Raw genomic sequence first — 21,905 nt, 5'->3', positions numbered from 1 at the left:
CGTCTCTTCTTATGATCTCGTTGGGCTGGCGGCCTTCAGCGGGTAGTGTTTCGGAAAAGCCGCCGACAGGAATTCATTGGCCGCCTGCAAGGAGGTCTCCCGCGTGGTGTCCTCGGTTCCCATCATCAACCGCAGCCACAAGCCTTCCAGCATGGCGCTGAGCGCCAGCGCCATGACCTGCGGCTCATAGGCGTAGTCGCCGCTCTGTTTCAGAGCCGCGCACAGGTCGATGAATATATTCTGGTAAACGGCATCCCGCGCGCTGCTCAGCGCCTGGTAGGTCGGCCGCGACTTGGCCTCTCCCCAGAAGGCGCACCATGCGGCAAGCTTGCGCTTGTTGCAGATGGAGCGGTCGAAATCGGCCGCGACGAGGACCTGGAGTTGCCGCGCGGGGTCGTCTCCTGCCTTTTGCAAGGCATTGCGCCAGTGCGCGGAATACTCGTCGTACATATATTGCAGCGTCGCGACGAGCAGCTTTTCCTTGCTCTCGAAATGGAAATTGACGATGCCGCGCGACAGGCCGGCGCCGTCGGCGACATCGGCCATCGTCGTTTCCGAATAGCCGCGCTTGGCGAGCGAATCGATCGTCGCCTCGATGAGCTGAAGCTGCCTGACCTCCTTCGAGGCCTTGCGCCCGCGCTTCTCGGATTCGGCTTTCCGCGCCGGTTCAAGAAGCGCGTCCCTGGCGTCTGCCGTTTTCATGCGTGTGATGGTCTCCAGCATCGCCGGCTATCCCTTTGCATCCGGCTTCCACCCGCGAAGATGAGTGGGACGGTGCTCGCACTGTCAAGCACCTTCTGCATGGCCTCCCAGCTCATGATGGCGGCCTCGTCATATTCCGGGGTGGCGTCTGCCATTCAAATCATCAGCCTCGGTTCCCGATGGACGGATTACTGGGTTCGAACGTCGGCAAAGCGTAACTCATGTCCGGAAAAACGCAACATCATTTGTTGAACATTCATTCAGAATGGCTGGACACAATGGCTGGTGCCGTGCCAAATTCCACGCATTAGGGGACAGATCACGCAGAAAATGAAGAGCGGGACGCAGATGAGCACTGGGCCACAATGAAAGCTTGGGATGCGATCATCATCGGCGGCGGACACAATGGCCTGGTCAACGCCTGTTACCTACAGCGCGCGGGTCTCGACGTGCTGGTTGTGGAAAAGAACGACTGGGTCGGGGGTGCGGCCACCAGCCGCGAGCTGACGCCGGGCTTCCTCTACTCCAACTGCTCCTACGTCTGCTCGCTGTTCCGACCCGAGATCATGCGCGATCTGGAGCTCCCCCGCTTCGGCCTGCAAGTCATCTCCTATGAGGGCGGCGCGGTGTTCACCCGGGATGGCGACTATCTCGCCAATTATCGCGACCACGACGCGCACCGACGGGAATTCGCTCGTTTCTCCAAAAGGGATGCCGAGGCCTATGACCGCTACGCCCGCGACGTGACGCGGCAGTGCCGCTTCATCCAGCCGCTGTTGATGCGCACCGCGCCGGACCCAACCAGCCTGCGCCCGCGCGACCTCGGCGAACTGCTCTATCTCGGCAAGAAATTCGCGGGTCTCTCCGCCGAGGAAATGGCACTGACGCTGCGCTTCTGGACCATGTCTATCTCTGAGTTCCTCGACGAATATTTTGAGACCGACGTCATCAAGGCGAACTTCGCCCTGTCTGGCATCATCGGCACGGCACTCGGGCCGATGTCGCCCGGCACCGCTTACGTGCTGCTGCACCACTATATGGGCGAGGTCGACGGATCGGTCGGCGCCTGGGGCTATGCGCGCGGCGGCATGGGCGCCGTGACCAAGGCGCTGGCCGCCTCGTTCAAGGCCTCGGGTGGAACCATACGCACCGGCGCCGAGGTCGACCATGTGCTGGTGAGCCGTGGCAAAGCCAGGGGCGTCGTGCTGGCCGGCGGCGAGGAGGTTTACGGCAAGCTGGTCGTCTCCAATGCCGACGTGAAGCGCACTTTCCTGAAGCTGGTCGAGGAGAAGGAACTGCCCGACATCTTCCTTCGCCGGGTGAAGAACTTCAAGATTCGCGGATCCTCCGGAAAGGTCAACATAGCACTCGATTCGCTGCCGGAATTCCCGGCGCTGCCGAAGGACTCGCCGGTCTATCGCGGCGACATGCATTTCACCGATTCGATGGAGCGCATGGAGCGCGCCTATGACGACTGGAAGGCCGGCCGCTGGTCCGCCGATCCGTTCCTCGACATGGTCATCCCGACGACGCTCGACCCGACCATGGCGCCGCCAGGGAAGCATTTCATGAGCTGCTTCGTTCAGTACGCTCCGCCCAAGATCGCTGGTCGCGAGTGGACGGACGCCGATCGTGACGGTTTTGCTGAAAGCGTGATTGCGCAGATATCGGATTATTCACCCGGGTTCCGCGACCGCATCGTCCATATGGAGGTGCGCACGCCACGCGAGATCGAGGCCGAGGTCGGCCTCACCGAAGGCAACATCTTTCAGGGCGAGCTGACCTTTGACCAGCTGCTGTTCAACCGCCCGGTGCCCGGTTACGCGCAGTATCGGTCGCCGGTCGGCGGCCTCTATATATGCGGCTCCTCGACCCATCCCGGCGGCGGCGTGATGGGTGCGCCCGGCCGCAACGCAGCCGCCGAAATCCTGCGCGATCTCGCAAAATCCACCTCGCATATGAGCCCGGCCCATGACGTCATCTGATGCCATCGTCATCGGCGGCGGCCACAACGGGCTTGTCGCTGCCGCCACGCTGGGGAAGGCCGGCCGCAAGGTGCTGGTGCTGGAAGCAGGAGCCGAACCCGGCGGCGCCGCGCGGACCGAGGAATTTGCGCCCGGTTTTCGCGCTTCGTCCATCGCGCATGTGTTGAACCGGCTGCATCCCGATGTGGTGAAAACGCTGGAGCTGGAAAAGCACGGGCTGCAGATCGCTCGCGCCGACTTCCTGCCGTCGGTCGCACTGTCGAAAGATGGACCGCCGCTTGTCCTGCATGGCGCTTATGGCGAGATGCTGACCGGCGCCAGTCCGTCGGAACAGTCCGCCTGGAAGGAATTGCGCGCACAATTGCTGCGCTATGCCGGCATCCTGAAACCCTTCCTGTCGCACCGACCGCCCGATCTCGGCGGCATGTCGCTGCTGGAGGCCGCTTCGCTCGGCCACACCGCGGTGGCGTTGAAGAAACTTGGCAAGGAAGACATGCGCGACTTTCTGCGCGTGCTTTTGATGAATGTTGCCGACCTGCTTGACGAACAGCTCGCCGATATCAGGCTGAAGGGGCTGCTCGCCTTCGACGCCACGCTCGGCAGCCATCTCGGCCCGCGCTCGCCGACCTCGCTGCTCGGCCTCTATTATCGTCTGAGCGGAGAGAGCGGCGGTGTTGCCGGAGCGCAATGGCTGCCAAAGGGCGGCATGGGCGCGGTGGTCGCCGCCATTCGCACGGCTGCCGAAAAGGCTGGCGTCATGATCCGCGCATCGATGCCCGTCGCCAGGATCATTGTCGAGAAAGGCCGCGCCGTCGGCGTTGCCCTCGACAATGGCGAGGAGCTTCGCGCCCGAACGATCGTCTCGGCCATCAATCCGACGACCACCTTCCTCGATCTCGTCGGACCGCGCGAGATCGACACCGGCTTCGTGCGCAAAGTGAAAAACATCCGCATGAGGGGCGATGCCGCCAAGCTCCATCTGGCGCTCGACCGGCCGCCGCGGTTTGCCGGTGTCGACGCCGCCGGCCATAAGGGCCGACTGGTGATCGCGTCCTCTCCCGACCACGTCGAACGTGCCTTCAATCCATCCAAATATGGCGAGTTCTCGCCCGAGCCGGTGATGGAAATCACGCTGCCCAGTCTCGCCGATCCGTCGCTCGCGCCCGACGGCGCCTGCGTGCTGTCCGCCGTGGTGCAATACGCGCCCTATCGGTTGAAAGAGAGCTGGGATGCCGGCAAGCCGAAATTCCTCGAGGCAATCATGGCCCAGTTGGAAGCCTATGCGCCTGGCATCGGCAAGACGGTGATTCATGCCGAACTGCTCACCCCTGCGGACATCGAGAAGCGCTACCGCATGCCGGGTGGCCACTGGCATCACGGTGAGTTGCAGGCCGATCAGATGCTGATCTCGCGTCCCGTGTCCGGCTGGTCGGGCTACGACACGCCGCTCGACGGGCTGTTCCTGGCCGGCGCGGGTTCGCATCCTGGTGGTGGAGTTTCCGGTGCGCCAGGATTGAATGCCGCGCGGCGCGTCATTGCGATGAAGGGGTGACTTGATGTCTCAACTGGCCGACGCTGCACTCCATGGCGCCATCATGACCCATCAAGCCTCCATTCCGTTGACAGCCCGCATCGCAGCCCAATCCCACTTCCGCACGCTGCGCCTCGGCACGCCGTTCCAGCCGCGCCTCGACGCGCTGGCCAAGACCCAGGACTGGTACAATTGGGCCGGCTACCGCGCGCCGCATTCGCTTTGGGACGAGGAGCTCGAATATTTCGCCATCCGCAGTCAGGCAGCACTCTTCGACATCTCGCCGATGACCAAATACCGGATCGAAGGACCGGATGCCCAGGCCTTCCTCGACCGCGTCACCTTGCGCGATGTCACCAAGCTCAGGACCGGCCGCGTTCATTACACCGCTTGGTGTGACGACGAGGGTTTTGTGCTGGACGACGGGACGCTGTTCCGACTTTCGCCGACCCGCTTCCGGCTGTGTTCGCAGGAGCGGCATCTGCCGTGGCTGCTGGACAGCGCCCTTGGTTTCGACGTCATCGTCGAGGAAGAGACCGAGGCCGTCGCCGGGCTCGCCTTGCAGGGGCCCACATCCTTCGCTGTGCTGCGCGACGCCGGTTTTGCCGGTGTCGAGAGGCTGAAAATATTCGACCTTGCCGAATTCCCGCACGACGGCGGCACGGCCATAATTTCACGCACCGGCTTTACCGGCGATCTCGGTTACGAACTGTTCGTTCCGGCCGAAAAGGCGCTGAGCCTGTGGGATCGGCTGATGACAGCTGGGGAACTGCGCGGCATCAGGGCAATCGGCTACACCGCCCTCAACCGTGCCCGTATCGAGGCTGGGCTGATAGTCGCCAACGCCGATTTCACCACCGCCGAACATGCCATCCGCGCCGACCGTTTGCGCATGCCCGACGAGATCGGGCTCGGCTTCATGGTCGATCTGGACAAGGGCCATTTCAATGGCCGCCGCGCCATCCTCGAGGCCCGCGCCAAACGCAAGCTTCGGCATGTCCTCGTCGGACTGGAGATCGAAGGCAACGTCCCAGCCGAACACGCGATCGTCTATCACAGGAAGAGCCAGGAGGTCGGCCTGGTCAGCGCCGCCATGTGGTCGCCGATGGCCAAGCGCAACATCGCCATCGCCTCGCTGGCGCGGCCCTATGGCGATACTGTCGTGGAAGACCTCTGGGTCGAGATCTACGCCATGCGCGAGCTGCAGTACCAGAAGCTGATGAAACGGGCCAAGGTGGTGGCGCGACCCTTCATCAAGCTCGACCGCCGTACCGCCAATCCGCCGGCGGATTTCTGACCATGACCGAGGAAGCGGGCAAGCAACAGGAAGAAGGTGAAGCCGCCGAACAGTGGGAGCTGGTCAACACGCCGCTCGGCGAGAAATGGTCTGGCCGCACGCGCTATGCCGCCGCCATGTTCTTCTATAAGCGTGGCGAGATGAGCGCCGAGACGCTGGAGGTCTATCGCATTTGCGCTCGGCTCGATGCGGAAAACCCGCTGCCGATCATTCGCGATCGCGGCGTTGGCAAGGACTGGCTGAAGCGCATGGGCTTCGAATAAGGCGTCCTAACCTATCGTTCTTTCCAGCATGCTTAGCCAGTTGCGGTAGGCAATCTTTTCGATCAGCGCGCGGCCAAAACCGCGCGCCGCCAGTGCATCGATGAGTTTCGGCAGGCCGGCAACGTCGCCGATGACCGCCGGGATCATGGCGCCGTCGAAATCCGAACCGAGACCGACGCCATCCTCGCCCAAAGCCTGCAGCAGGGAATCGATATGGCGCACCATGATGTCGAGGCTGGTGTCGGCATTCATGCGGCCGTCCTCGCGCAGGAAGCCGGTGGCGAAGTTCAACCCGACCATGCCGCCGGAGTCGCGGATCGCGCCGAGCTGCCAGTCGGTGAGGTTGCGCGAATGGCCGCAGATCGCATGCACGTTGGAATGGGTGGCGACCAGCGGCGCATCGCTAAGCGCCGCGACGTCGCGAAAACCCTTCTCGTTGAGATGCGAGAGATCGATCATGATCCTCAGTTCATTGCAGGCCTTGACCAGCGCCTTGCCGGCATCGGTCAGGCCCGGACCGGTGTCCGGCGAGGACGGAAAGCGAAACGGCACGCCGTGACCGAACGCATTGGGCCGGCTCCAGACGATGCCGAGCGAGCGCAGGCCCGCGGCATGCAGCACGTCGAGCATGGTGAGTTCGGGATCGATCGCCTCGACGCCTTCGATATGGAACACCGCGGCGATCGTGCCTTGCGCCATGGCATTGCGCACATCGCCGGCGCTGCGGCAGATCGCCAATGCACCGGCGCGCTCCAGCCGGAAGAGGATGGACGCCATCGCGATCGTCGAGTTGAGCGCATCGGCGCGCGGCACCTCGGGCGGCAGCGGTTCGCTGTCGCTCGGCGCCGAAGGCACGGCGCTGCGCCGCGCTTTCTCGACCGGCGGCGGGAAGATGGCGAACATGCCGCCGGCGAATCCGCCGGCCCTGGCGCGCGGCAAGTCGATATGGCCGCCCGATTTCCCTTCGATGAACAGCTTCTCGACGTCCGCGTCTTTCGCCTGGTGCAAACGCAGCAGCGTGTCGTTGTGGCCGTCAAAGACGGGGACGAGGTCTGTTTCGGTCATATGGGGGATCATTCGGTCTGTTTGTCGGCGGGGCGATGTATCATATCTAGGCAAGATGTGCCGCCGGGGCAAATTACAAAGCCAACGGGACGGCTATGGCCGCCCGTTTAGCTCTGTTCCTGCACATCCGCTTTGTGTTTGCGGGGCTACTGCTTCAGCACATCCGCCCATTCCGGGTGACGGCGGAACTGGGCGTTGGCGAACGGGCAGAGCGGAATGATCTTCTTGCCTGCCGCCCGCGCGTCCTCGACGGCACGGGTGACGAGCCGAAGCCCGGCGCCCTGACCGCGAAAGGCGTCCGGCACTTCGGTGTGGTCGATGATCAGCTGGTGCTCGCCGATTTTGGTGAAGGTCATCTCCGCCTCGGCGCCGCCGGCGCCGCGCAGCACGTAGCGACCCTTGGAGCCGCGATCTTCAAGTTCGATCTCTGGCAATTGATCGGGCATCTCTACACTCCTTGGGCGATGGGGGCGAAAAGCCGCCGCGCCGCTTCGATTTCGTTTGGCCGCACCTCGTGCCCGCCTTCGTGCCACTCCACTGTGACATCGGCTCCGTCGGCGCGCAAATAGGCTTCGAGCCGCGCCGTCAGGTTCGGCGGGCAGACCGGATCGCGCCTGCCGGCGGTCACCAGGATGTGACGACCGGCAAGGCTGCCCTTCACCTGCGGCTCGAACGGGATCAGCGGATGCATCAGCACCGTGGCGTCGAACAGGTCAGGGGTTTCGAACACCAGCGAAGCCAGGACGTTGGCGCCATTGGAATAGCCGAGGCCGAGCACGGCCGATGGCTTCGCCGCCTCGACATGGGCCTGGACGAAGCCCGCCATCTTGGCCGTGGCCCGCGCCAGGTCGTCCATGTCATAGACGCCCTCGCCGGTGCGGCGGAAGAAGCGCGCGGCACCTTGCTCCGACACATCGCCGCGCGGCGAGACGATGGTGGCCTGGTGCGCGAGATCGCGCCCCAGCGAGACAAGCTGGCTCTCGTCGCCGCCTGTGCCATGGAAAACGAAAAGCAGCGGACCACCCGGCGAACCAGGCAGCACCTTGTGGGCGTAAGCGTCCTTGCTCATCGTCTCAGCCCTCCAGCTTCTGCAGATGCTGTTCGAGATATTGCCGCAGATGCTGATGCTGCGTCGGCAGCTTCAGCGCCTCGCCGAGATGGGCGGTGTCCTCGTCCTTGTCGAAACCCGGCTCATTGGTGGCGACTTCGAACAGCACGCCGCCCGGCGTGCGGAAATAGATCGCCCAGAAATAATCGCGGTCGATCACCGGCGTCACGCCATAACCCGTGTCCATCAGCGCCTTGCGCACTTCGAGCTGCTTGGCGCGATTCTCGACGGCGAAGGCGACATGATGAACGGAGCCGGCGCCGAGATCGGCGAAGGGTGCGGTCGGCAGCGTTTCGATATCGACAAAATCGGCGCCATTGCCGTTCTTGACGGCGAGCCGCCTGACATTGCCTGACTTGTCGACCTCCTCGTAACCCATGAACTTCAACAGCTCCTCGGTGGCGCCGCCATCCTTCAGTCTCAGCGAAACCGAGTGAAAGCCGCGGATCGCCTCGTCCGCGGCAATACCGCCCTTCACCCAGGGCGCTCTGCCGTCGGTCTTGTCCTCGACCAGTGCAAAGCCATCGCCGTCCGGGCCGGCAAATGCAAGCCGCTTCTCGCCAAAGCTTTCCTCGCGGGCGACATTGGTTACGCCTTCGTCGGTGAAGCGTTTTTCCCAAGAGGCGAGCGTTCCTTCCGGCACGGAATAGACCGTGGTGCCGACTTCGCCGACGCCAGGACGGCCCTTGCCGATGTTGGGAAACGGGAAATAGGTCATCACCGAACCGGGTGTGCCGGCCTCGTCGCCATAATAGAGATGGTAGACGTCGGGCGCGTCGAAATTGACGGTCTTCTTGACCCGGCGCAGGCCGAGCTTGTGGGTGAAGAAATCATTGTTCTGCCGTGCATCCCTGGCCATCGAGGTGACGTGATGCAGGCCCTTGATCTGGTCGAGCATGGTCTCTGCTCCTTCCCTTGGTGTTTGTGCGGCCCTCGCCGCTCTCCTGGCCAATATGAGGATACGAGCGAGTAGGCAAAGGCTGCAAACACAGGATGGACTGTGCCTTAAAAGTGAACAATCCCAAGATCCTTGTTCACCGTTTAGCAAACAGCCCTGGTCTTGCGCGGTGGATGGAATCGGTTCCATGTGCGCATTCGACGTGCTGGAGAGGGGTAAGCGCAAGTGACTGGAAAAGGCAGGCGGCCAAATGTCCTTCTCATCACTTGCGACCAGTGGCGCGGCGATTGCCTGTCGGCTGTCGGCCATCCCCAGGTGAAGACGCCGAATGCCGATGCGCTGGCCGCCGACGGCGTGCTGTTCAAGCGCCATTACGGCGGCGCGGCGCCTTGCTCACCGGCCCGTGCCTGCCTCTACACCGGCCTCTATCAGATGAACAATCGTGTCTGCCGCAACGGCACGCCGCTCGACGCCCGCCATGGCAATATTGCGCTCGCCGCGCGCAGCGTCGGTTACGATCCGACCTTGTTCGGCTATACCGATGTGTCGCTCGATCCGCGCCAGCTTGCACCGGCCGATCCGCGGTTGCACAGCTATGAGGGTGTTCTGCCCGGCTTCACGGCGCGCCAATTGCTGCCCGAACATCAGAAGCAGTGGCTGTCCTGGCTGAGGCAGCAAGGCATCGATGCCGGCGCTGGAAGTCCTGACATTCATCGTCCGGTGGGCGAGGTCGACGGTGCGGTGACCGAAGCGCCACCCGTCTACTCCAGGGACCAGACGCCGACGGCCTTCCTTGCCGGCGAGTTCATCCGCTGGCTGGGCGAGCAGGACGAGGCCACGCCGTGGTTTGCGCATCTTTCCTTTATCAGCCCGCATCCGCCCTTCATCGTACCGGAACCGTACAACACTCAATACGATCCCGCGGACGGCCCCGCTTTTCACCGCGCGGAAAGTTGGCGCGCCGAATCTCAGGGCCACCCCTACGTCGCCTATGATCTCGATCGCCAAAAACGAGCGAAGTTCCGCCCCGGCGCCGCGGGCAAAGTGCACGACTGGAGCGAGGATGATTTCCGCCGCATCAGGGCGATCTATTACGGCATGATCTCGGAAGTGGACGCGCAGCTCGGCCGCCTGTGGCAAGCGCTGAAGACCGAAGCCGCGTGGGACAACACCATCATCGTGCTCACCTCCGACCATGCCGAAATGATGGGCGACCACTTCATGCTGGGTAAGGGCGGCTATTTCGACGGCAGCTACCATATCCCGCTGATCATCCGCGATCCACGCCACCGCAAGGCTGCCGGCAGCGCTGTCGATCGCTTCACCGAAGCGGTGGATATTTTGCCTACGCTCATCGACCTGCTCGGCGTGGCTCCCGAACCGCACCTTGACGGATGCTCGCTGAAACCCTTCCTGAGCGGTGGAACGCCCGCCATTTGGCGCGACGCCGCGCACTGGGAGTTCGACTTTCGCTCGATCGCCGGCGGTGAAGCCGAACGGCACTTCGGCATCACCTCGCGCCAGTGCAACCTCGCTGTCATCCGCACGAAGAAATTCAAATACGTGCATTTTGGCGGCGGCCTGCCGCCGCTGCTTTTCGATGTGGAGGACGACCCTGGCGAATTGAAGAACCTCGCCGGCAGCCCAGCACATCGTTCCACCCGGCTGGAATTCGCCGAAAGGCTGCTCGCCTGGCGGGCCGAACATCTCGACCAGTCGCTTGCCCTCTTGGAACTGACGGAAAACGGAGTGGCTGGATATTCCACGTCGCAAGCAGGGCGGTAGGGTATTACCCTACCGCCCTGTATCCTTCCCTATCGAAGTATCCTTGTCTGTCGAAGTATTCTACCGGACGATCAGACGCTGCTCGTCGCGCTTCTGGGCGTAGGAGTCCTTGTCGTAAGCCGCTTGCTTCTCGAGCTGCTCCTTGGTGAAGGTCGTATAAAGATACTTCTTACCGTTCTTGTCGGTCATGAACTTCAAATTATCCATGCCGACCGCGACCTCCTTCTCGCCAATGCCGAGGAAGCCGCCGACATCGACGATCACGGCGTCGGGTTTCTTGTCGGGGGTCAGCACCACATCGCCGATCTCACCGACCTTGGCGTCGTTGGCGCCATAGACCGTCGTGCCCTTCAGGTCGTCGCCCCTGATCTCTCCAACCGGCATCTCGGTAAGCTTGGACTTGTCGATGGCCGCGGTCTGTGTCTGGTCAGGAGCCGTGGCGTCAGCCGGCGCCGCCGCGGTCTTGTCCGCCGGAGCGGCGGCGGGAGCTGTCGCGGCGGACGGCGCCGCTGCGGGCGCGGTTGGCGCCGGTTCATTGGATGCCGTCGTTGCCGGCGCCGGATCATAGGCCTTGCGGTTGAAATCCGGCTGCGCCTGCAGCTCTTCCTTGGTGGTCTGCGCCACCAGCCAGCGGTCGCCGTTCTTCTGTGCCCACTGCGCCTTGGCGAAATCATAAGCCACGTTCTTTTCGCCCATGCCCAGGAACCCGCCGACGCCGATAATCAGCGACTGCGCCTTGCCTTCCTTGGTCAGCACGATGTCGTTCACATCGCCGATCTTCTGGGCGTCATCGCCGGTGCCGTTGTAGACATTTTCACCGATGATGTTTGTGGCGAGGTTGCCATCAGCCGGTTTGACCGGCTCGGCGTTCGTGGACTGCTGCGCGGTATCGGTCGATGTGGCCGGCGCCTGTGCGGTCGTCGCTGCGGCCGGGGCCGGCGCGTAAGCCTTGCTGTCGAACTCCGGATGCGCCTTCAGTTCGTCCTTGGTGGTCTGCGCCACCAGCCAGCGATCGCCGTTCTTCTCGGCCCATTGCAGCTTGTCGTAGTCGAAGGCGACATTCTTGGTTCCCACGCCAAGGAAACCGCCGACGCCGATGACGACGGATTTCGCCATGCCGTCCTTGTCGAAGACCACGTCAGTGACCTTGCCGATATTCTCGGCATTGTCGCCAGTGCCATTGTAGACGGTTTCGCCGATGATGTTGGTGACGATGCTGCCTTCAGCGCGCGGTACCGGCGCCGTCGCGGCCGGCTCCTGGGCGGCGGGCTGGTTCGCGGGGGCTGGGGTTGCGGCGCTCTGCGCGAAGGCGCCGGTTGCAACCATTGTCGCAAGGGCGGTCGTCGCTAAAAGGGTGCGGATCATGATGGTCTCTCCTCGTGCCTGATTTCGTACATGCCGCGCCCGGTTGAACCCCTCGCTGGGGATCGGACGCGACATCTCTGCAGGTTCACAACGTCGTGACCATGCCGTTGTTCCGACAAAAACCGCGATGGCCGAAGCCAAAACCCAAGAAGCGGATCTGACTGCCCATTGCCGAAAACCTGGGTCTGGCCGGAGTTTCCGCCCTGCCGGAACTATTCCTGGTTTGACGCGTTTCAGCCGCTGGCTGGGATACCCCGGTCGGGTTTGAGGTGATCAGCGGAGCGGGGCATGAAATTCGCGGCGGTGCTGAACCGGGACGGCGGCACCTTGCGCACCACCGATCTTGCCGCCTTTTCGGACCGGATGCGTCAGACGCTGGAATCGGCGGGCCACTCTCTCAGCATCGACATCGTTGCCGGCAAGGACGTCGTGGACACTCTCGACAGCGCTGCGTCGCGCCACACCGTCGACGTCGTGCTCGCCGGAGGCGGTGACGGCACCATCTCGGCCGCGGCCGCCAGGCTGATGGGCAGGAAAAAGGCGCTCGCCATATTGCCGGCCGGCACCATGAACCTGTTCGCGCGCGGCCTTGGTATTCCGCAGTCGCTCGATGCGGCGCTGAAATCCTTTGCCGACGGCGAAATCATCGCGGTCGACATGGCAACGGCCAATGGCCAGCCTTTCGTTCATCAGTTCTCGATCGGCATGCATGCCAAGATGGTGCAACTGCGCCAGGGCATGGAATTCGGCTCACGCCTGGGCAAGATCGGCGCTTCAGCCAAGGCAGCCTGGGCAACGATCAAGAACCCGCCGGCAATGAAGGTCACGCTCGGCATCGGTGAAGCGGAGATGACTGCCCGCATATCCGGCCTCGGCGTGACCAACAATCTCTTCGGCGAAGGTCACCTGCCCTATGCCGACAATCCGGCCGGTGGCGTGCTCGGCATTTACGTCACGGTAGCGCAGCAGCGCGCCGAACTGGCCAAGTTTTTGTTTAACGTGGCGCTCGGCAAGTGGCGTGACAACGAACATGTCGAAATCCACCAGGCCGACAGGGTGACCCTCAAAATTCATTCCGGCGGCAGGAAATTCCGCGCCGTCATGGACGGCGAACTGGTCAGGCTCGATCGTGAGACGACGATCGAAATCAAACCTGGAGCGCTCAATGTGCTGGTGCCGGCCAGCGTCGCCCAGGTGAAGGCCGCCTGATGCTGTGTGAAGCCATCAGGGTGCTGACTTCAGCCGGATGGCGCCGGACCGGTGCTCGGCGGCGTGGGGACATGTTGCTCGTCGCTGTTCGGCGCCTTGATCAACACGCCGTAGATCTCGGCGACGCCCCAGGCGACGAGCACCAGGAGCAGTCCGGCGATCAGGATTCGGAACCCATGCCAGCCCCACCGCCCCTGACGCGCTTTGTTTTCGGGAATGTTCCTGGCCATGGCGGGTCCTCGTCTGGTTTCGCGTCGGCTGACGCGATCGGCAAATCACGCTCGGGTAACGGTCCCTCGCAAGGATGGTTCCGGCTGCAGGGCTGTCCCGGGGCGACGGCAAGGACATCAAGACAAGTCACGGGAACTTGGTTTGAATAGCAGGGTGGAAACAGCAGCCGGTCTGCCGGCCGAGGTTGCGCGCGCTGTGCACGACGAGCACCGGCTGGCCGTGCTGCACTGGCTTGAGATGCTGGATACGGCGGCCGACCCGGATTTCGACCGCATCGGCGGCTTTGCCGCCGCCGTGATGCGCGCGCCAATCGCCCTGGTCACACTTGTCGACCTCGATCGGCAATGGTTCAAATCCTGTTCTGGCATGGAAGAAACACAGATTACGACAGCCATTTCCTTCTGTGCGCACGCCATCGCCGCTGGCGATGAGCCGATGGTGGTGACGGACGCAGCGGCCGACCAGCGTTTCCACGCCAATCCGCTGGTGACCGGCAAGCATCATGTGCGCTTCTATGCCGGCGTCCCGATCATTGTCGCGGGAGCGCGGATCGGAACCCTGTGCGTCATGCACCGCAAGCCGTGTGCCCACCCGTCCCGGTCCAAGCTGGACCAGTTGAAAACGCTCGCCGGCCTCGCCGGCAGCCTGTTCACCCTGAAGCACGCGACCCGCACCGGCGCTGTCGCCGAAGCCGCGCTCGCGCGCGAGGAAAAGCGGCGCGCCGTCGCCCTCGATGCTGCTTCGCTGGCAAGTTGGGCCTGGGACGTCCGCACCGACGTCATCGACTGCGACGTCCGATTGCCGGAATTGTTCAACCTGCCGCGCTCGACACGGTTGCGGGCCCGCGATGTTCTGACAGCCATCGATCCACGCGACGTCCACCAGACCGAAACCAGCTTTCGTGATGCCTTGACCGGCAGTGACGACTATTTTGGCGAATACCGGGTGAATGGCTTCCATCCACCGCGATGGGTGGCCACGCGCGGCCGTGTCATCGAGCGCGATGGCGAAGGCAAGCCGACGCTGATTTTCGGCGTCAACTACGACATTTCGGAACGCAAGCTCGGTGACGAACGGCAACGGCTCCTGCTGCGTGAACTCAACCACCGGGTCAAGAACACGCTGGCGACGGTCCAGGCGCTAGCGACGCAGACCGTGCGCCATGCCCGCCAGCCGAGCGAATTCCTCAAAGCCTTCAGCGCGCGGCTTCAAGCCCTGGGTATCGCCCATGGCCTGCTGTCCGACCGCGAGTGGCGCGGTATCGGCATCCGCGAACTCGTCCAGATCGAGATCAGGCCTTTCGACAACGCCGCCCAGCCGCGGCTGGCAATCTCGGGCGCCGATCTGCTGCTGTCGCCCGATCAGGCCGTCGGCCTCGGGCTGATCTTGCACGAACTGGCCAGCAACGCGCTGCAGTATGGGTCACTGTCGGTTGCGTCAGGCAAGGTTGATCTCGACTGGAAAGCCCAAGGCAAGAATGGTGACAGGCGCCTGGTGTTCACCTGGCGCGAAAGCGGCGGTCCTGAAGTCGCGCGGCCCGAGCGGCAAGGCTTCGGCTCGATCCTCATCCGGCGCAGCCTGGCCAAGGTCATTTCGAGCGAAGTAACCCATGAATTCCGGCGCGATGGGGTCTTCGCCGAAATATCGATGCCGCTGGAAGATCTGTCGAGATGACGTGAGCATGGCCGCCGGCGCGACTACCCCTCGCCGGCATCCGGGTGGTGGTCGGTGTCGGACTTCACATTCTCGCGGTAGATGGCATAGGCCGCGAGTGCCACGGCCGGACCAAGAATAACCCCGAGCCCACCTTTTCCCTTGAGCCCACCTTTGAGCAATGCCGGAAGCACAGCGAGCGCGGCCGTAATGCCGATCGCTTTCATGTCGGTCTTGCGCCGCCTAGCCTCGCGGCGCATCCGCGTGCCCGACATCAGCCGATGGGTCAAAAGAACAAGGCCTGCGATGACCAGAAAGCCGACACCGAAACCAATCGCCGCCGCCAGCGATCCATAGCGGGCCGATGCCCAGATATAGGCCGCGCCGACCAGGAAGCCGATACCGCAAAACACCGCCAGCGCGGCAAGCATATAGACGATGGCCGCCGTCCGTGCTCGACGTATGGCGGCCACGGTTTCGCCCGAGGCGAAACCCGAGAGCAACGATGCCAGCAGTCCCATCTCGGCGGAACTAGCGACGCGTGAGCAGCGCGAACAGGAAGCCGACGCCCGCGGCGATAGCCAGCGACGTCACCGGCTTTTCGCGTACGCTTGCCACCATCTGCGCCTCGATATCCCTGGCATTACCGCGCAAGCTGTCGAAGGCGGCCTCCCCTTGGGCGCGCAACTGTTCGACGCCTTCGGCTGCCGCGCGCCGCGCAGTGCCGTAGCCGTGTTCACCGGTCTTGGCCAATTGCTTGGTGAGCTTGTCGATATCGGCCTTCAGCTGCCTGATGTCGGCTTCCAGATCCGGATTCGTCCGCGCTTCGTTGGCTGTCTTCCCTGCGACGGTGGCCATTGCTTAACTCCTTGTGATTGCTCGATTTCAAACGCGCCTTGCGTCTCAAGGTTCCGATGTCGGGACAAACTACCCGAAAACCCGGTCACGCGCACCCGATCCGCCCCGGCAAGGTGTCGGTCAGATCAGCGGCCGGCGGCCCTCGGACAGCCCCTCCCAGCCGGCGAGCTGTTTCAGACCTTCAATGTCGACGACACCGCAACCGCCGTCGCGCCAGACGATCAGCTGACGGTCCATCAGCTTGCGGATCGTCTTGTTGGTGTGAACCAACGACAAGCCAAGCGTATCGGCGATGTGCTGCTGCGTGATCGGTATCTGGATGGACTGCGTGCCGTTCAGGCCCACGACCTTGGCGCGGCTGGCGATGAAGGCGACAAGATAGGCGGCGCGTTCTATTGCGCTGCGGCGGCCGACACTGAGCAGGTTCTCGTCCAGCATCCGCTCTTCACGCGAAGCGATCCAGGTGATGTCGTAGGCGAGGCCCGGATGGTTGCGGTAGATCTCGAGCAGATTGTCGCGTTCGAACACGCAAAGCAGCATTGGCGACAGCGCCTCGACGGAATGCTGCATTTCCCCCATGACGCTGCCTTGCAGACCGATGAGATCGCCGGGCATGAGGTAATTGAGGATCTGCCGGCGGCCGTCCTGCAGCAGCTTGTAGCGGAACGCCCAGCCGGACAGCACCGTGTAGAGATGCGCGCTGTGGCTTCCTTCCACGAGGACCGTGGCACCCTTGTCGACCGCGAGTTCTCCCTTCTTGAACTTGCTGATGAAGGCAAGCTCCGGCTTCTCGAACTCCCGGAACACCGGCAGGGCCCGCAACGGGCATTGCTCGCAGGGGTATTGACGGCTTGAGGAAGAGCGCCCGGTCTGGCTCGGCATTTCGACCCCTTGCGAATGCCTGCCGTGAGCAGGTCTGTTTTTGCGCGTTGCCGAGATCGGCCTGTCGGCGGATGTCTTTTTTAAATGACAACACACCAAATTACGATCATGACTCCCGGCGTTTCAAGGAGCAATTGCCTGTGCCCCAATTACTTGATGGATTGCGCATTCTTGTCCTGGAGGATGAATTCCTCATCGCCATGGATGTCGAGCAACTCTGCCGTGACCACGGTGCAGGCGAGGTGGTGGTTGCCCGCGATTTGGCCGAGGTCGATGGCCGGAAGGTCGCGAAGGATTTCGACGCGGCCATTGTCGACCTGATGCTGGGTGGCGCCTCGACGCTCGAATTTGCCGCGGGCCTTCGTGAGACCGGCGTCCCGTTCGTGTTTGCGTCCGGTTATTCGGATGCGGATGAGATCAAGGCGTCTTTCCCGGGGGTAAGGCTGGTCACCAAGCCCTATTCGGGCGAAGACCTCGTCGAGGCCGTGGCGCTGGCCTATGGTCGCGGCTCCCCTGGCTGAGACTGACGCGACAACGCCCGAATCGCCGTTATGCGGCCCCGCATTTCAATGCGCGGCCGTTCCCGTGACCTGAGCCGAGATCGCGTCGGGGCCATACTCGTCCTCACCTGAGATTTTCAGGATTTCCTGCAGGCGCGTGCGGGCCCTGCTGACGCGGCTTTTGATCGTTCCGACCGCGCACCCGCAGATTTCGGCGGCCTCCTCGTAAGAAAAACCCGATGCGCCGATCAGGATGATGGCTTCGCGCTGGTCCTCCGGCAATTGCTCGAGTGCCCCGCGAAAATCCTTGAGGTCGAGCTGGCCGTGCTGGGCCGGGTGCACTGCAAGCCGGGCCGTCATGATGCCGTCGCTGTCCTGCACCTCGCGACCGCGCTTGCGCATTTGCGAATAGAATTCATTGCGCAGTATCGTGAAAAGCCATGCCTTGAGGTTGGTGCCGGGCTGGAAGCTTTCATGCTTGTCCCAGGCCTTGACCAACGTTTCCTGAACGAGGTCATCGGCCTTGTCGGCATTCTGCGTCAGCGACACGGCAAAGGCCCGCAAGCTCGGGATCGCCCCAAGCAGATCGGTCTTGAAGCCTTGGGAGACCGCTGCCATGTCCCTAGTCCTTCTTCTGTGCGGGTTCGGCCTGTTCCAGTTGGCTGAGCAACTGGGCGAAGCGATCCGGCACATTGTCGGAGACCAGCTCGTCGTAATATTGTTTGAGTTTGCGTCCGATTTCGGAATTCGGCCCTAACGGATCGCCGTCGCCGTTCCGGCGCCTGCCCGTGACGCCAGCCAGAATATCTTTGGTCATGTCCTTCATTTCGCCCTTTATTTCCCAGAACTCAAGCCGCTCACAACACAACACAAGGCAAGCGGCACCCTCGTCTGGTTGCCCATCCCGGCACTAAAACGCCATTGCCGGTGATTCGTTCCATATCGGCGGAACTTTTTCAGAAAAGCGGCGTTGTTTCCCACGGGGCTTGCAATCGGCATAGCCTGGAATCCGTTCAACGCGTCATCTGAGGGAGACGTCTATTATGAGCTTGTCCGCCACCATCGCTCCGCATCTGCCGTTCCTGCGGCGCTTTTCGCGTGCCGTCTCGGGATCGCAGGAGAGCGGCGACGCGCTGGTCGCCGCGATGCTTGAGGCGATCATTGCCGATGTCGACATCTTCCCCGAGGCGTCGAGTGACCGGATCGCACTATACAAGGTTTTCGCCAAGCTCTTCACATCGGTTGCCATCCGCGTTCCGCAAGAGCAGACACAGGCGGGCTGGGAACAGCGCGCGGCCGCCAATCTCAATGCGATCGCGCCGCTTCCCCGCCAGGCCTTCCTGCTGGTTGCCGTCGAAGGTTTCAGCGAGGACGAGGCGGCCGAGATCCTCGATGTCGGCGACCAGCAGTTCTCCGAGCTGCTTGCCCAGGCAAGCAACGAGATTTCCCGTCAGGTGGCGACCGACGTGCTGATCATCGAGGATGAGCCGCTCATTGCCATGGATATAGAGGAGATGGTCGAGAGCCTCGGCCATCGGGTGGTGGGCACGGCGCGCACCCATGCCGAAGCGGTGACGATGTTCGGCAAGACCCGACCGAAGATGGTGCTCGCCGACATCCAGCTCGCCGACGGCAGCTCGGGCATCGAGGCGGTGAACGAAATCCTCTCGTCGACATCGGTGCCGGTAATCTTCATCACCGCTTTTCCCGAGCGTCTGCTGACCGGAGAGCGTCCGGAGCCTGCTTTCCTCGTGACCAAGCCGTTCAATCCCGACATGGTGAAGGCGCTGATCAGCCAGGCGCTCTTCTTCGACCGGCAGGCCAAGGCCGCTGCATAAATCGCGGCCTCCGCGAGCCGGACAAGGACATAAAGGCCACTGGGTGCGATGCATTCGGTGGCCTTCTTGACAAGCCGGATCGGCCGCCAGCGAATTTCCAGCCCGCGCTGCCTGGAACGGTTTGCAAGCATCGGCTTTTTCGGCGAATGGTGGAACAAACCGCATTTACCCACGTTTTCACCGTATCATTGGAAGGAGATGAACCATGCTTTACTGGGCGCTCGTATTTCTCGTCGTGGCGATTATTGCCGGCGCGCTTGGTTTCGGCGGCATCGCCGGCACATCCGCCGGTATCGCGCAGATATTGTTCTTCATCTTCCTCGCATTCCTGGTCATTTCGCTTTTGGCCGGCCTTTTCAGACGGGCGTGAGCCTGGCGACTGAATAGAGGAACACTGGAAGCCGCACCCCTCAAACGGTTTCCAGCCACCGCCGGGCGGTGTCCTTTACTGGACGCCGTCCGGCGGACCGCTTTGGGAAGGGTGGTTATGCCGATTCATTTGGAACCGATGTGGCAGGTGAGCGGTTCAGTCTGAGTTGGGGTGGACAGGTTGACCGATGCGCTCGAGGACTTCAGATAGAGAGGAAGGCGCACGGGGCGATGAAGTGATCGCCATGCATCCCGCCGAGAGCGGCATGCAGCTTGGCCGGGCTCTTCTCCACGCGCTCCACAATGCCGGCATTTCCGTCCTCTATCAGGATCGTGAGATGAAGACCGTATGGGCCCGCAACATGCGCGCCCCGTGGGCCTCCGACGATGTCGATGGCAACGGCATTTTGCCGACGGCGCAGACCGACCGCATCGGCGCCGCCAAGCGCGATGTGATCGCGACCGGCAATCCCCAGCGCCTTGAAATCAGTGTCCCGGTCGAGAATGGCGTTCGCTGGTTTCAGATTTGGGTCGATGCCGACCGAGGCGACGATGGCGATGTACAGGGCGTCGTCACCACCATGGTCGAGACGACCGAGCAAAAGCGGCGTGAACAGACGTTGACGACGCTGCTGCGGGAAGTCAGCCATCGCTCGAAGAACCTCCTGGCGATCATCCAGAGCATCGCGACCCAGACCGGTCGCTATTCCGACGGCATCGGCGATTTCCTGACGCGCTTCCGCGGCCGGCTGCAGTCGCTGGCCTCCTCCCAGGATCTGGTGACATCCTCCAATTGGCGAGGGGCAGCCCTTCATGAACTGGTGGCGGGCCAGGTCGGCCGCTATGGCGCGAACCCGTCGCACAGCCTCCGTTTTCGTGGCGCCAATCCTTACCTCAATCCCAACGCCGCGCTGCATATCGGGCTGGCGATGCATGAACTTGCCGTCAACTCGTTGAGCTACGGCGCCCTGTCCCGGCCGGATGGCTTCGTCGAGGTTACCGCCCAACTCGACGCTGCCGCCACGGGGGAGGTTGCGCTGTCGCTGACATGGGCCGAAACGATAGAAGCCAATCGCGGTGGCGGCGGTCAACGGCGCTTCGGAAGCGTTGCGTTGGAGCGGGTGGTGCCGGCATCCCTGAACGGAACCGCGAACCTGGATATCGGCGAGGGCCACCTCGAATATCGCCTTGTCGTGCCGCACAGCAATTTCGAGACGCAGTGAGAGCCTGGCAAACAACAATCCTTAACCGGCTGTTCACCATAAGCGCGGATGCTGTTTTTCCCAGATACCGTCGGAACCTGCCCCGCCTTCGGAGATTGTTGGCAGGCTCGAAGCACGGTACGGGAGGAATGTCTTGACGATTGCCGACATGAACAGATTGGAACAAGCCGCCCGTATTTCGATGGGCGAATTTCTGGAATCCGAACCCTCCATGGAGGCACTCCCTGAAGCAGGTAGGGGGTTGATGAAGGGGATCGTTCTTGCCGCGGCCGCGATCATGGTGCTGGCCATTTTCTGGCAGTTGACCTGACTAAATCTGCTCTCCTCTCCGTCGCGCCAATTGAAGTCGCCGGGCAGGCTAACGCCGCAGCGTGAGGAGCCGCGGTTTTCTCCGAACTATTCGCGTAACGCTGTTGGAATGACAGGAACTTTTTGACGATGCCGGCCGTTAATGCGGCCAGAGGAACATCTGTCATGGAACACATAGCCGCGTTGCTGCTGGTGATCGGTTGCTCGAACACGATGGCCGAATGTCGGGAATTGCAGGTCCCTGTCAGTGTTTTTGCGACTGCTGACGAATGCACCGCTGAGCGCCCCTTCGCGATGGGCGACGTGCAGGGGCAGGCGCAGCATGTCGTCGCCAAATGCCTCGCGGTCGATCCCGCCTTGGAGGACGACTACGATCAGATTGTCTGGAAGGTGCGGCCAGATGGTAGTCTTGACGCTTCGTTGGCCGTATCCAACGTCGTCATGGCATCGAACACGAACCGCCCAGAAAAAGACGACCTTAGCCAACAATAAATTGCAGCAGCAAAGGCCGTCGTTTCGTGCTAAATGGCGGTTGGAGCTTACCAAAGTGTGGACACAAGTGAGGAGTGACTCTATGCGGAAAATACTTATTGCCATGGTTGCGGTGGTTGCCGTCAGCGGCTGTACCTCGACCGAGCAGGACGTCGTCGGCGGCGGCTTGATCGGCGCGGGCGTGGGTGGGTTGGTCGGCGGCGGCAAGGGTGCCCTGATCGGCGCGGCCGTCGGTGCCGGTTCCGGCCTGCTGGTTCGCAACCTGCGCAACGGCTACTGCCAGTATCGCGACCATCGCGGTCGGATCTACACGGCCCGCTGCAACTGATTCAGCGATAACAA

General features: G+C 62.6%; 26 protein-coding genes. 14 read left to right on the top strand and 12 right to left on the bottom strand.

The features are described 5' to 3' along the window. Positions 1 to 9: 9 nt before the first annotated feature. The gene (gene betI, locus LB555_RS26175) at positions 10 to 723 is read right to left on the bottom strand and encodes a transcriptional regulator BetI (RefSeq protein ID WP_411909909.1); all 714 of its coding nucleotides are present in this window, start codon (positions 721 to 723) and stop codon (positions 10 to 12) included. Positions 724 to 1,067: 344 nt separating this feature from the next. On the opposite strand from betI, the gene LB555_RS26170 reads away from it, so the two are divergent. The 4 genes from LB555_RS26170 to LB555_RS26155 are packed head-to-tail and all read left to right on the top strand — an operon-like array spanning position 1,068 to position 5,778. Beyond that, complete coding sequence (locus tag LB555_RS26170; protein WP_224684110.1) at positions 1,068 to 2,687, top strand: phytoene desaturase family protein; 1,620 nt, start codon at positions 1,068 to 1,070, stop codon at positions 2,685 to 2,687. Further along, a complete protein-coding gene (locus tag LB555_RS26165; RefSeq protein WP_224684109.1) occupies positions 2,674 to 4,239 on the top strand; it encodes a phytoene desaturase family protein in 1,566 nt (521 codons plus the stop codon). The genes LB555_RS26170 and LB555_RS26165 overlap by 14 nt, the downstream gene beginning before the upstream one ends. A 43-nt stretch (positions 4,240 to 4,282) precedes the next feature. Continuing rightward, entirely contained in the window at positions 4,283 to 5,515 is a 1,233-nt protein-coding gene (locus tag LB555_RS26160) for an aminomethyltransferase family protein (protein WP_140720380.1), read from the top strand. A 2-nt stretch (positions 5,516 to 5,517) separates the two neighbouring features. Then, a complete protein-coding gene (locus tag LB555_RS26155; protein WP_015315412.1) occupies positions 5,518 to 5,778 on the top strand; it encodes a hypothetical protein in 261 nt (86 codons plus the stop codon). A 6-nt stretch (positions 5,779 to 5,784) separates the two neighbouring features. Here LB555_RS26155 and LB555_RS26150 read toward each other — a convergent pair whose 3' ends face one another. From LB555_RS26150 to LB555_RS26135, 4 genes are all read right to left on the bottom strand, one after another. After that, the gene (locus tag LB555_RS26150) at positions 5,785 to 6,843 is read right to left on the bottom strand and encodes a dipeptidase (protein ID WP_140616741.1); all 1,059 of its coding nucleotides are present in this window, start codon (positions 6,841 to 6,843) and stop codon (positions 5,785 to 5,787) included. Positions 6,844 to 6,989: 146 nt separating this feature from the next. Next, positions 6,990 to 7,289, bottom strand: coding sequence for a GNAT family N-acetyltransferase (locus LB555_RS26145; protein ID WP_015315410.1), 300 nt, complete (start codon positions 7,287 to 7,289; stop codon positions 6,990 to 6,992). A gap of 2 nt (positions 7,290 to 7,291) precedes the next feature. After that, positions 7,292 to 7,912: an alpha/beta hydrolase gene (locus LB555_RS26140; protein WP_224684108.1), complete on the bottom strand. Its 621-nt coding sequence runs from the start codon at positions 7,910 to 7,912 to the stop codon at positions 7,292 to 7,294. A gap of 4 nt (positions 7,913 to 7,916) precedes the next feature. Further along, a complete protein-coding gene (locus LB555_RS26135; RefSeq protein ID WP_224684107.1) occupies positions 7,917 to 8,849 on the bottom strand; it encodes a VOC family protein in 933 nt (310 codons plus the stop codon). A gap of 225 nt (positions 8,850 to 9,074) precedes the next feature. Here LB555_RS26135 and LB555_RS26130 point away from each other — a divergent pair, with 225 nt between their 5' ends. Further along, positions 9,075 to 10,634, top strand: coding sequence for an alkaline phosphatase family protein (locus LB555_RS26130; protein WP_224684106.1), 1,560 nt, complete (start codon positions 9,075 to 9,077; stop codon positions 10,632 to 10,634). Between the two features lie 60 nt (positions 10,635 to 10,694). Here LB555_RS26130 and LB555_RS26125 read toward each other — a convergent pair whose 3' ends face one another. Further along, a complete protein-coding gene (locus tag LB555_RS26125; protein ID WP_224684105.1) occupies positions 10,695 to 11,999 on the bottom strand; it encodes a PRC-barrel domain-containing protein in 1,305 nt (434 codons plus the stop codon). 288 nt (positions 12,000 to 12,287) lie between these two features. Between LB555_RS26125 and LB555_RS26120 the strand changes: the two genes are divergently transcribed. Then, positions 12,288 to 13,208, top strand: coding sequence for a diacylglycerol/lipid kinase family protein (locus tag LB555_RS26120; RefSeq protein ID WP_224684104.1), 921 nt, complete (start codon positions 12,288 to 12,290; stop codon positions 13,206 to 13,208). A 29-nt stretch (positions 13,209 to 13,237) separates the two neighbouring features. Here LB555_RS26120 and LB555_RS26115 read toward each other — a convergent pair whose 3' ends face one another. Next, positions 13,238 to 13,438: a hypothetical protein gene (locus tag LB555_RS26115; protein ID WP_015315404.1), complete on the bottom strand. Its 201-nt coding sequence runs from the start codon at positions 13,436 to 13,438 to the stop codon at positions 13,238 to 13,240. A 142-nt stretch (positions 13,439 to 13,580) separates the two neighbouring features. Here LB555_RS26115 and LB555_RS26110 point away from each other — a divergent pair, with 142 nt between their 5' ends. Beyond that, a complete protein-coding gene (locus LB555_RS26110) occupies positions 13,581 to 15,113 on the top strand; it encodes a sensor histidine kinase (RefSeq protein ID WP_224684103.1) in 1,533 nt (510 codons plus the stop codon). A 23-nt stretch (positions 15,114 to 15,136) separates the two neighbouring features. On the opposite strand, the gene LB555_RS26105 is transcribed toward LB555_RS26110, so the two are convergent. The 3 genes from LB555_RS26105 to LB555_RS26095 form a co-directional block, all read right to left on the bottom strand. Continuing rightward, the gene (locus tag LB555_RS26105) at positions 15,137 to 15,613 is read right to left on the bottom strand and encodes a hypothetical protein (RefSeq protein WP_015315402.1); all 477 of its coding nucleotides are present in this window, start codon (positions 15,611 to 15,613) and stop codon (positions 15,137 to 15,139) included. 10 nt (positions 15,614 to 15,623) lie between these two features. After that, positions 15,624 to 15,950, bottom strand: a complete 327-nt coding sequence (locus LB555_RS26100) for a YqjD family protein (RefSeq protein WP_015315401.1) — start codon at positions 15,948 to 15,950, stop codon at positions 15,624 to 15,626. Between the two features lie 120 nt (positions 15,951 to 16,070). Further along, complete coding sequence (locus tag LB555_RS26095; RefSeq protein ID WP_224643045.1) at positions 16,071 to 16,832, bottom strand: Crp/Fnr family transcriptional regulator; 762 nt, start codon at positions 16,830 to 16,832, stop codon at positions 16,071 to 16,073. Positions 16,833 to 16,903: 71 nt separating this feature from the next. Here LB555_RS26095 and LB555_RS26090 point away from each other — a divergent pair, with 71 nt between their 5' ends. Continuing rightward, positions 16,904 to 17,353, top strand: a complete 450-nt coding sequence (locus LB555_RS26090) for a response regulator (protein WP_015315399.1) — start codon at positions 16,904 to 16,906, stop codon at positions 17,351 to 17,353. 45 nt (positions 17,354 to 17,398) lie between these two features. On the opposite strand, the gene LB555_RS26085 is transcribed toward LB555_RS26090, so the two are convergent. Then, positions 17,399 to 17,950: an RNA polymerase sigma factor gene (locus LB555_RS26085; RefSeq protein WP_010911883.1), complete on the bottom strand. Its 552-nt coding sequence runs from the start codon at positions 17,948 to 17,950 to the stop codon at positions 17,399 to 17,401. 4 nt (positions 17,951 to 17,954) lie between these two features. Next, entirely contained in the window at positions 17,955 to 18,158 is a 204-nt protein-coding gene (locus LB555_RS26080) for a NepR family anti-sigma factor (RefSeq protein WP_140616734.1), read from the bottom strand. 217 nt (positions 18,159 to 18,375) lie between these two features. On the opposite strand from LB555_RS26080, the gene LB555_RS26075 reads away from it, so the two are divergent. The 6 genes from LB555_RS26075 (at position 18,376) to LB555_RS26050 (ending at position 21,891) form a co-directional block, all read left to right on the top strand. Next, positions 18,376 to 19,170 carry a response regulator gene (locus LB555_RS26075; protein WP_015315397.1) on the top strand — a complete coding sequence of 265 codons (795 nt, stop codon included), beginning with the start codon at positions 18,376 to 18,378 and terminating at the stop codon, positions 19,168 to 19,170. Between the two features lie 205 nt (positions 19,171 to 19,375). Then, entirely contained in the window at positions 19,376 to 19,540 is a 165-nt protein-coding gene (locus tag LB555_RS26070) for a DUF1328 domain-containing protein (protein WP_010911886.1), read from the top strand. Between the two features lie 187 nt (positions 19,541 to 19,727). Then, positions 19,728 to 20,762, top strand: a complete 1,035-nt coding sequence (locus LB555_RS26065; protein WP_224684102.1) for a sensor histidine kinase — start codon at positions 19,728 to 19,730, stop codon at positions 20,760 to 20,762. A gap of 133 nt (positions 20,763 to 20,895) precedes the next feature. Beyond that, positions 20,896 to 21,072, top strand: coding sequence for a hypothetical protein (locus tag LB555_RS26060; protein ID WP_015315395.1), 177 nt, complete (start codon positions 20,896 to 20,898; stop codon positions 21,070 to 21,072). Positions 21,073 to 21,236: 164 nt separating this feature from the next. Continuing rightward, positions 21,237 to 21,563, top strand: coding sequence for a hypothetical protein (locus LB555_RS26055; RefSeq protein ID WP_015315394.1), 327 nt, complete (start codon positions 21,237 to 21,239; stop codon positions 21,561 to 21,563). An 82-nt stretch (positions 21,564 to 21,645) separates the two neighbouring features. Next, positions 21,646 to 21,891, top strand: a complete 246-nt coding sequence (locus tag LB555_RS26050; protein WP_015315393.1) for a YMGG-like glycine zipper-containing protein — start codon at positions 21,646 to 21,648, stop codon at positions 21,889 to 21,891. Positions 21,892 to 21,905 lie beyond the last annotated feature (14 nt).

Source organism: Mesorhizobium sp. BR-1-1-10, assembly GCF_020165595.1.
Classification (GTDB): domain Bacteria; phylum Pseudomonadota; class Alphaproteobacteria; order Rhizobiales; family Rhizobiaceae; genus Mesorhizobium; species Mesorhizobium australicum.
The sequence above is the reverse complement of the archived record's forward strand: the minus strand, read 5'-3'. Positions and strand labels throughout refer to the sequence as shown.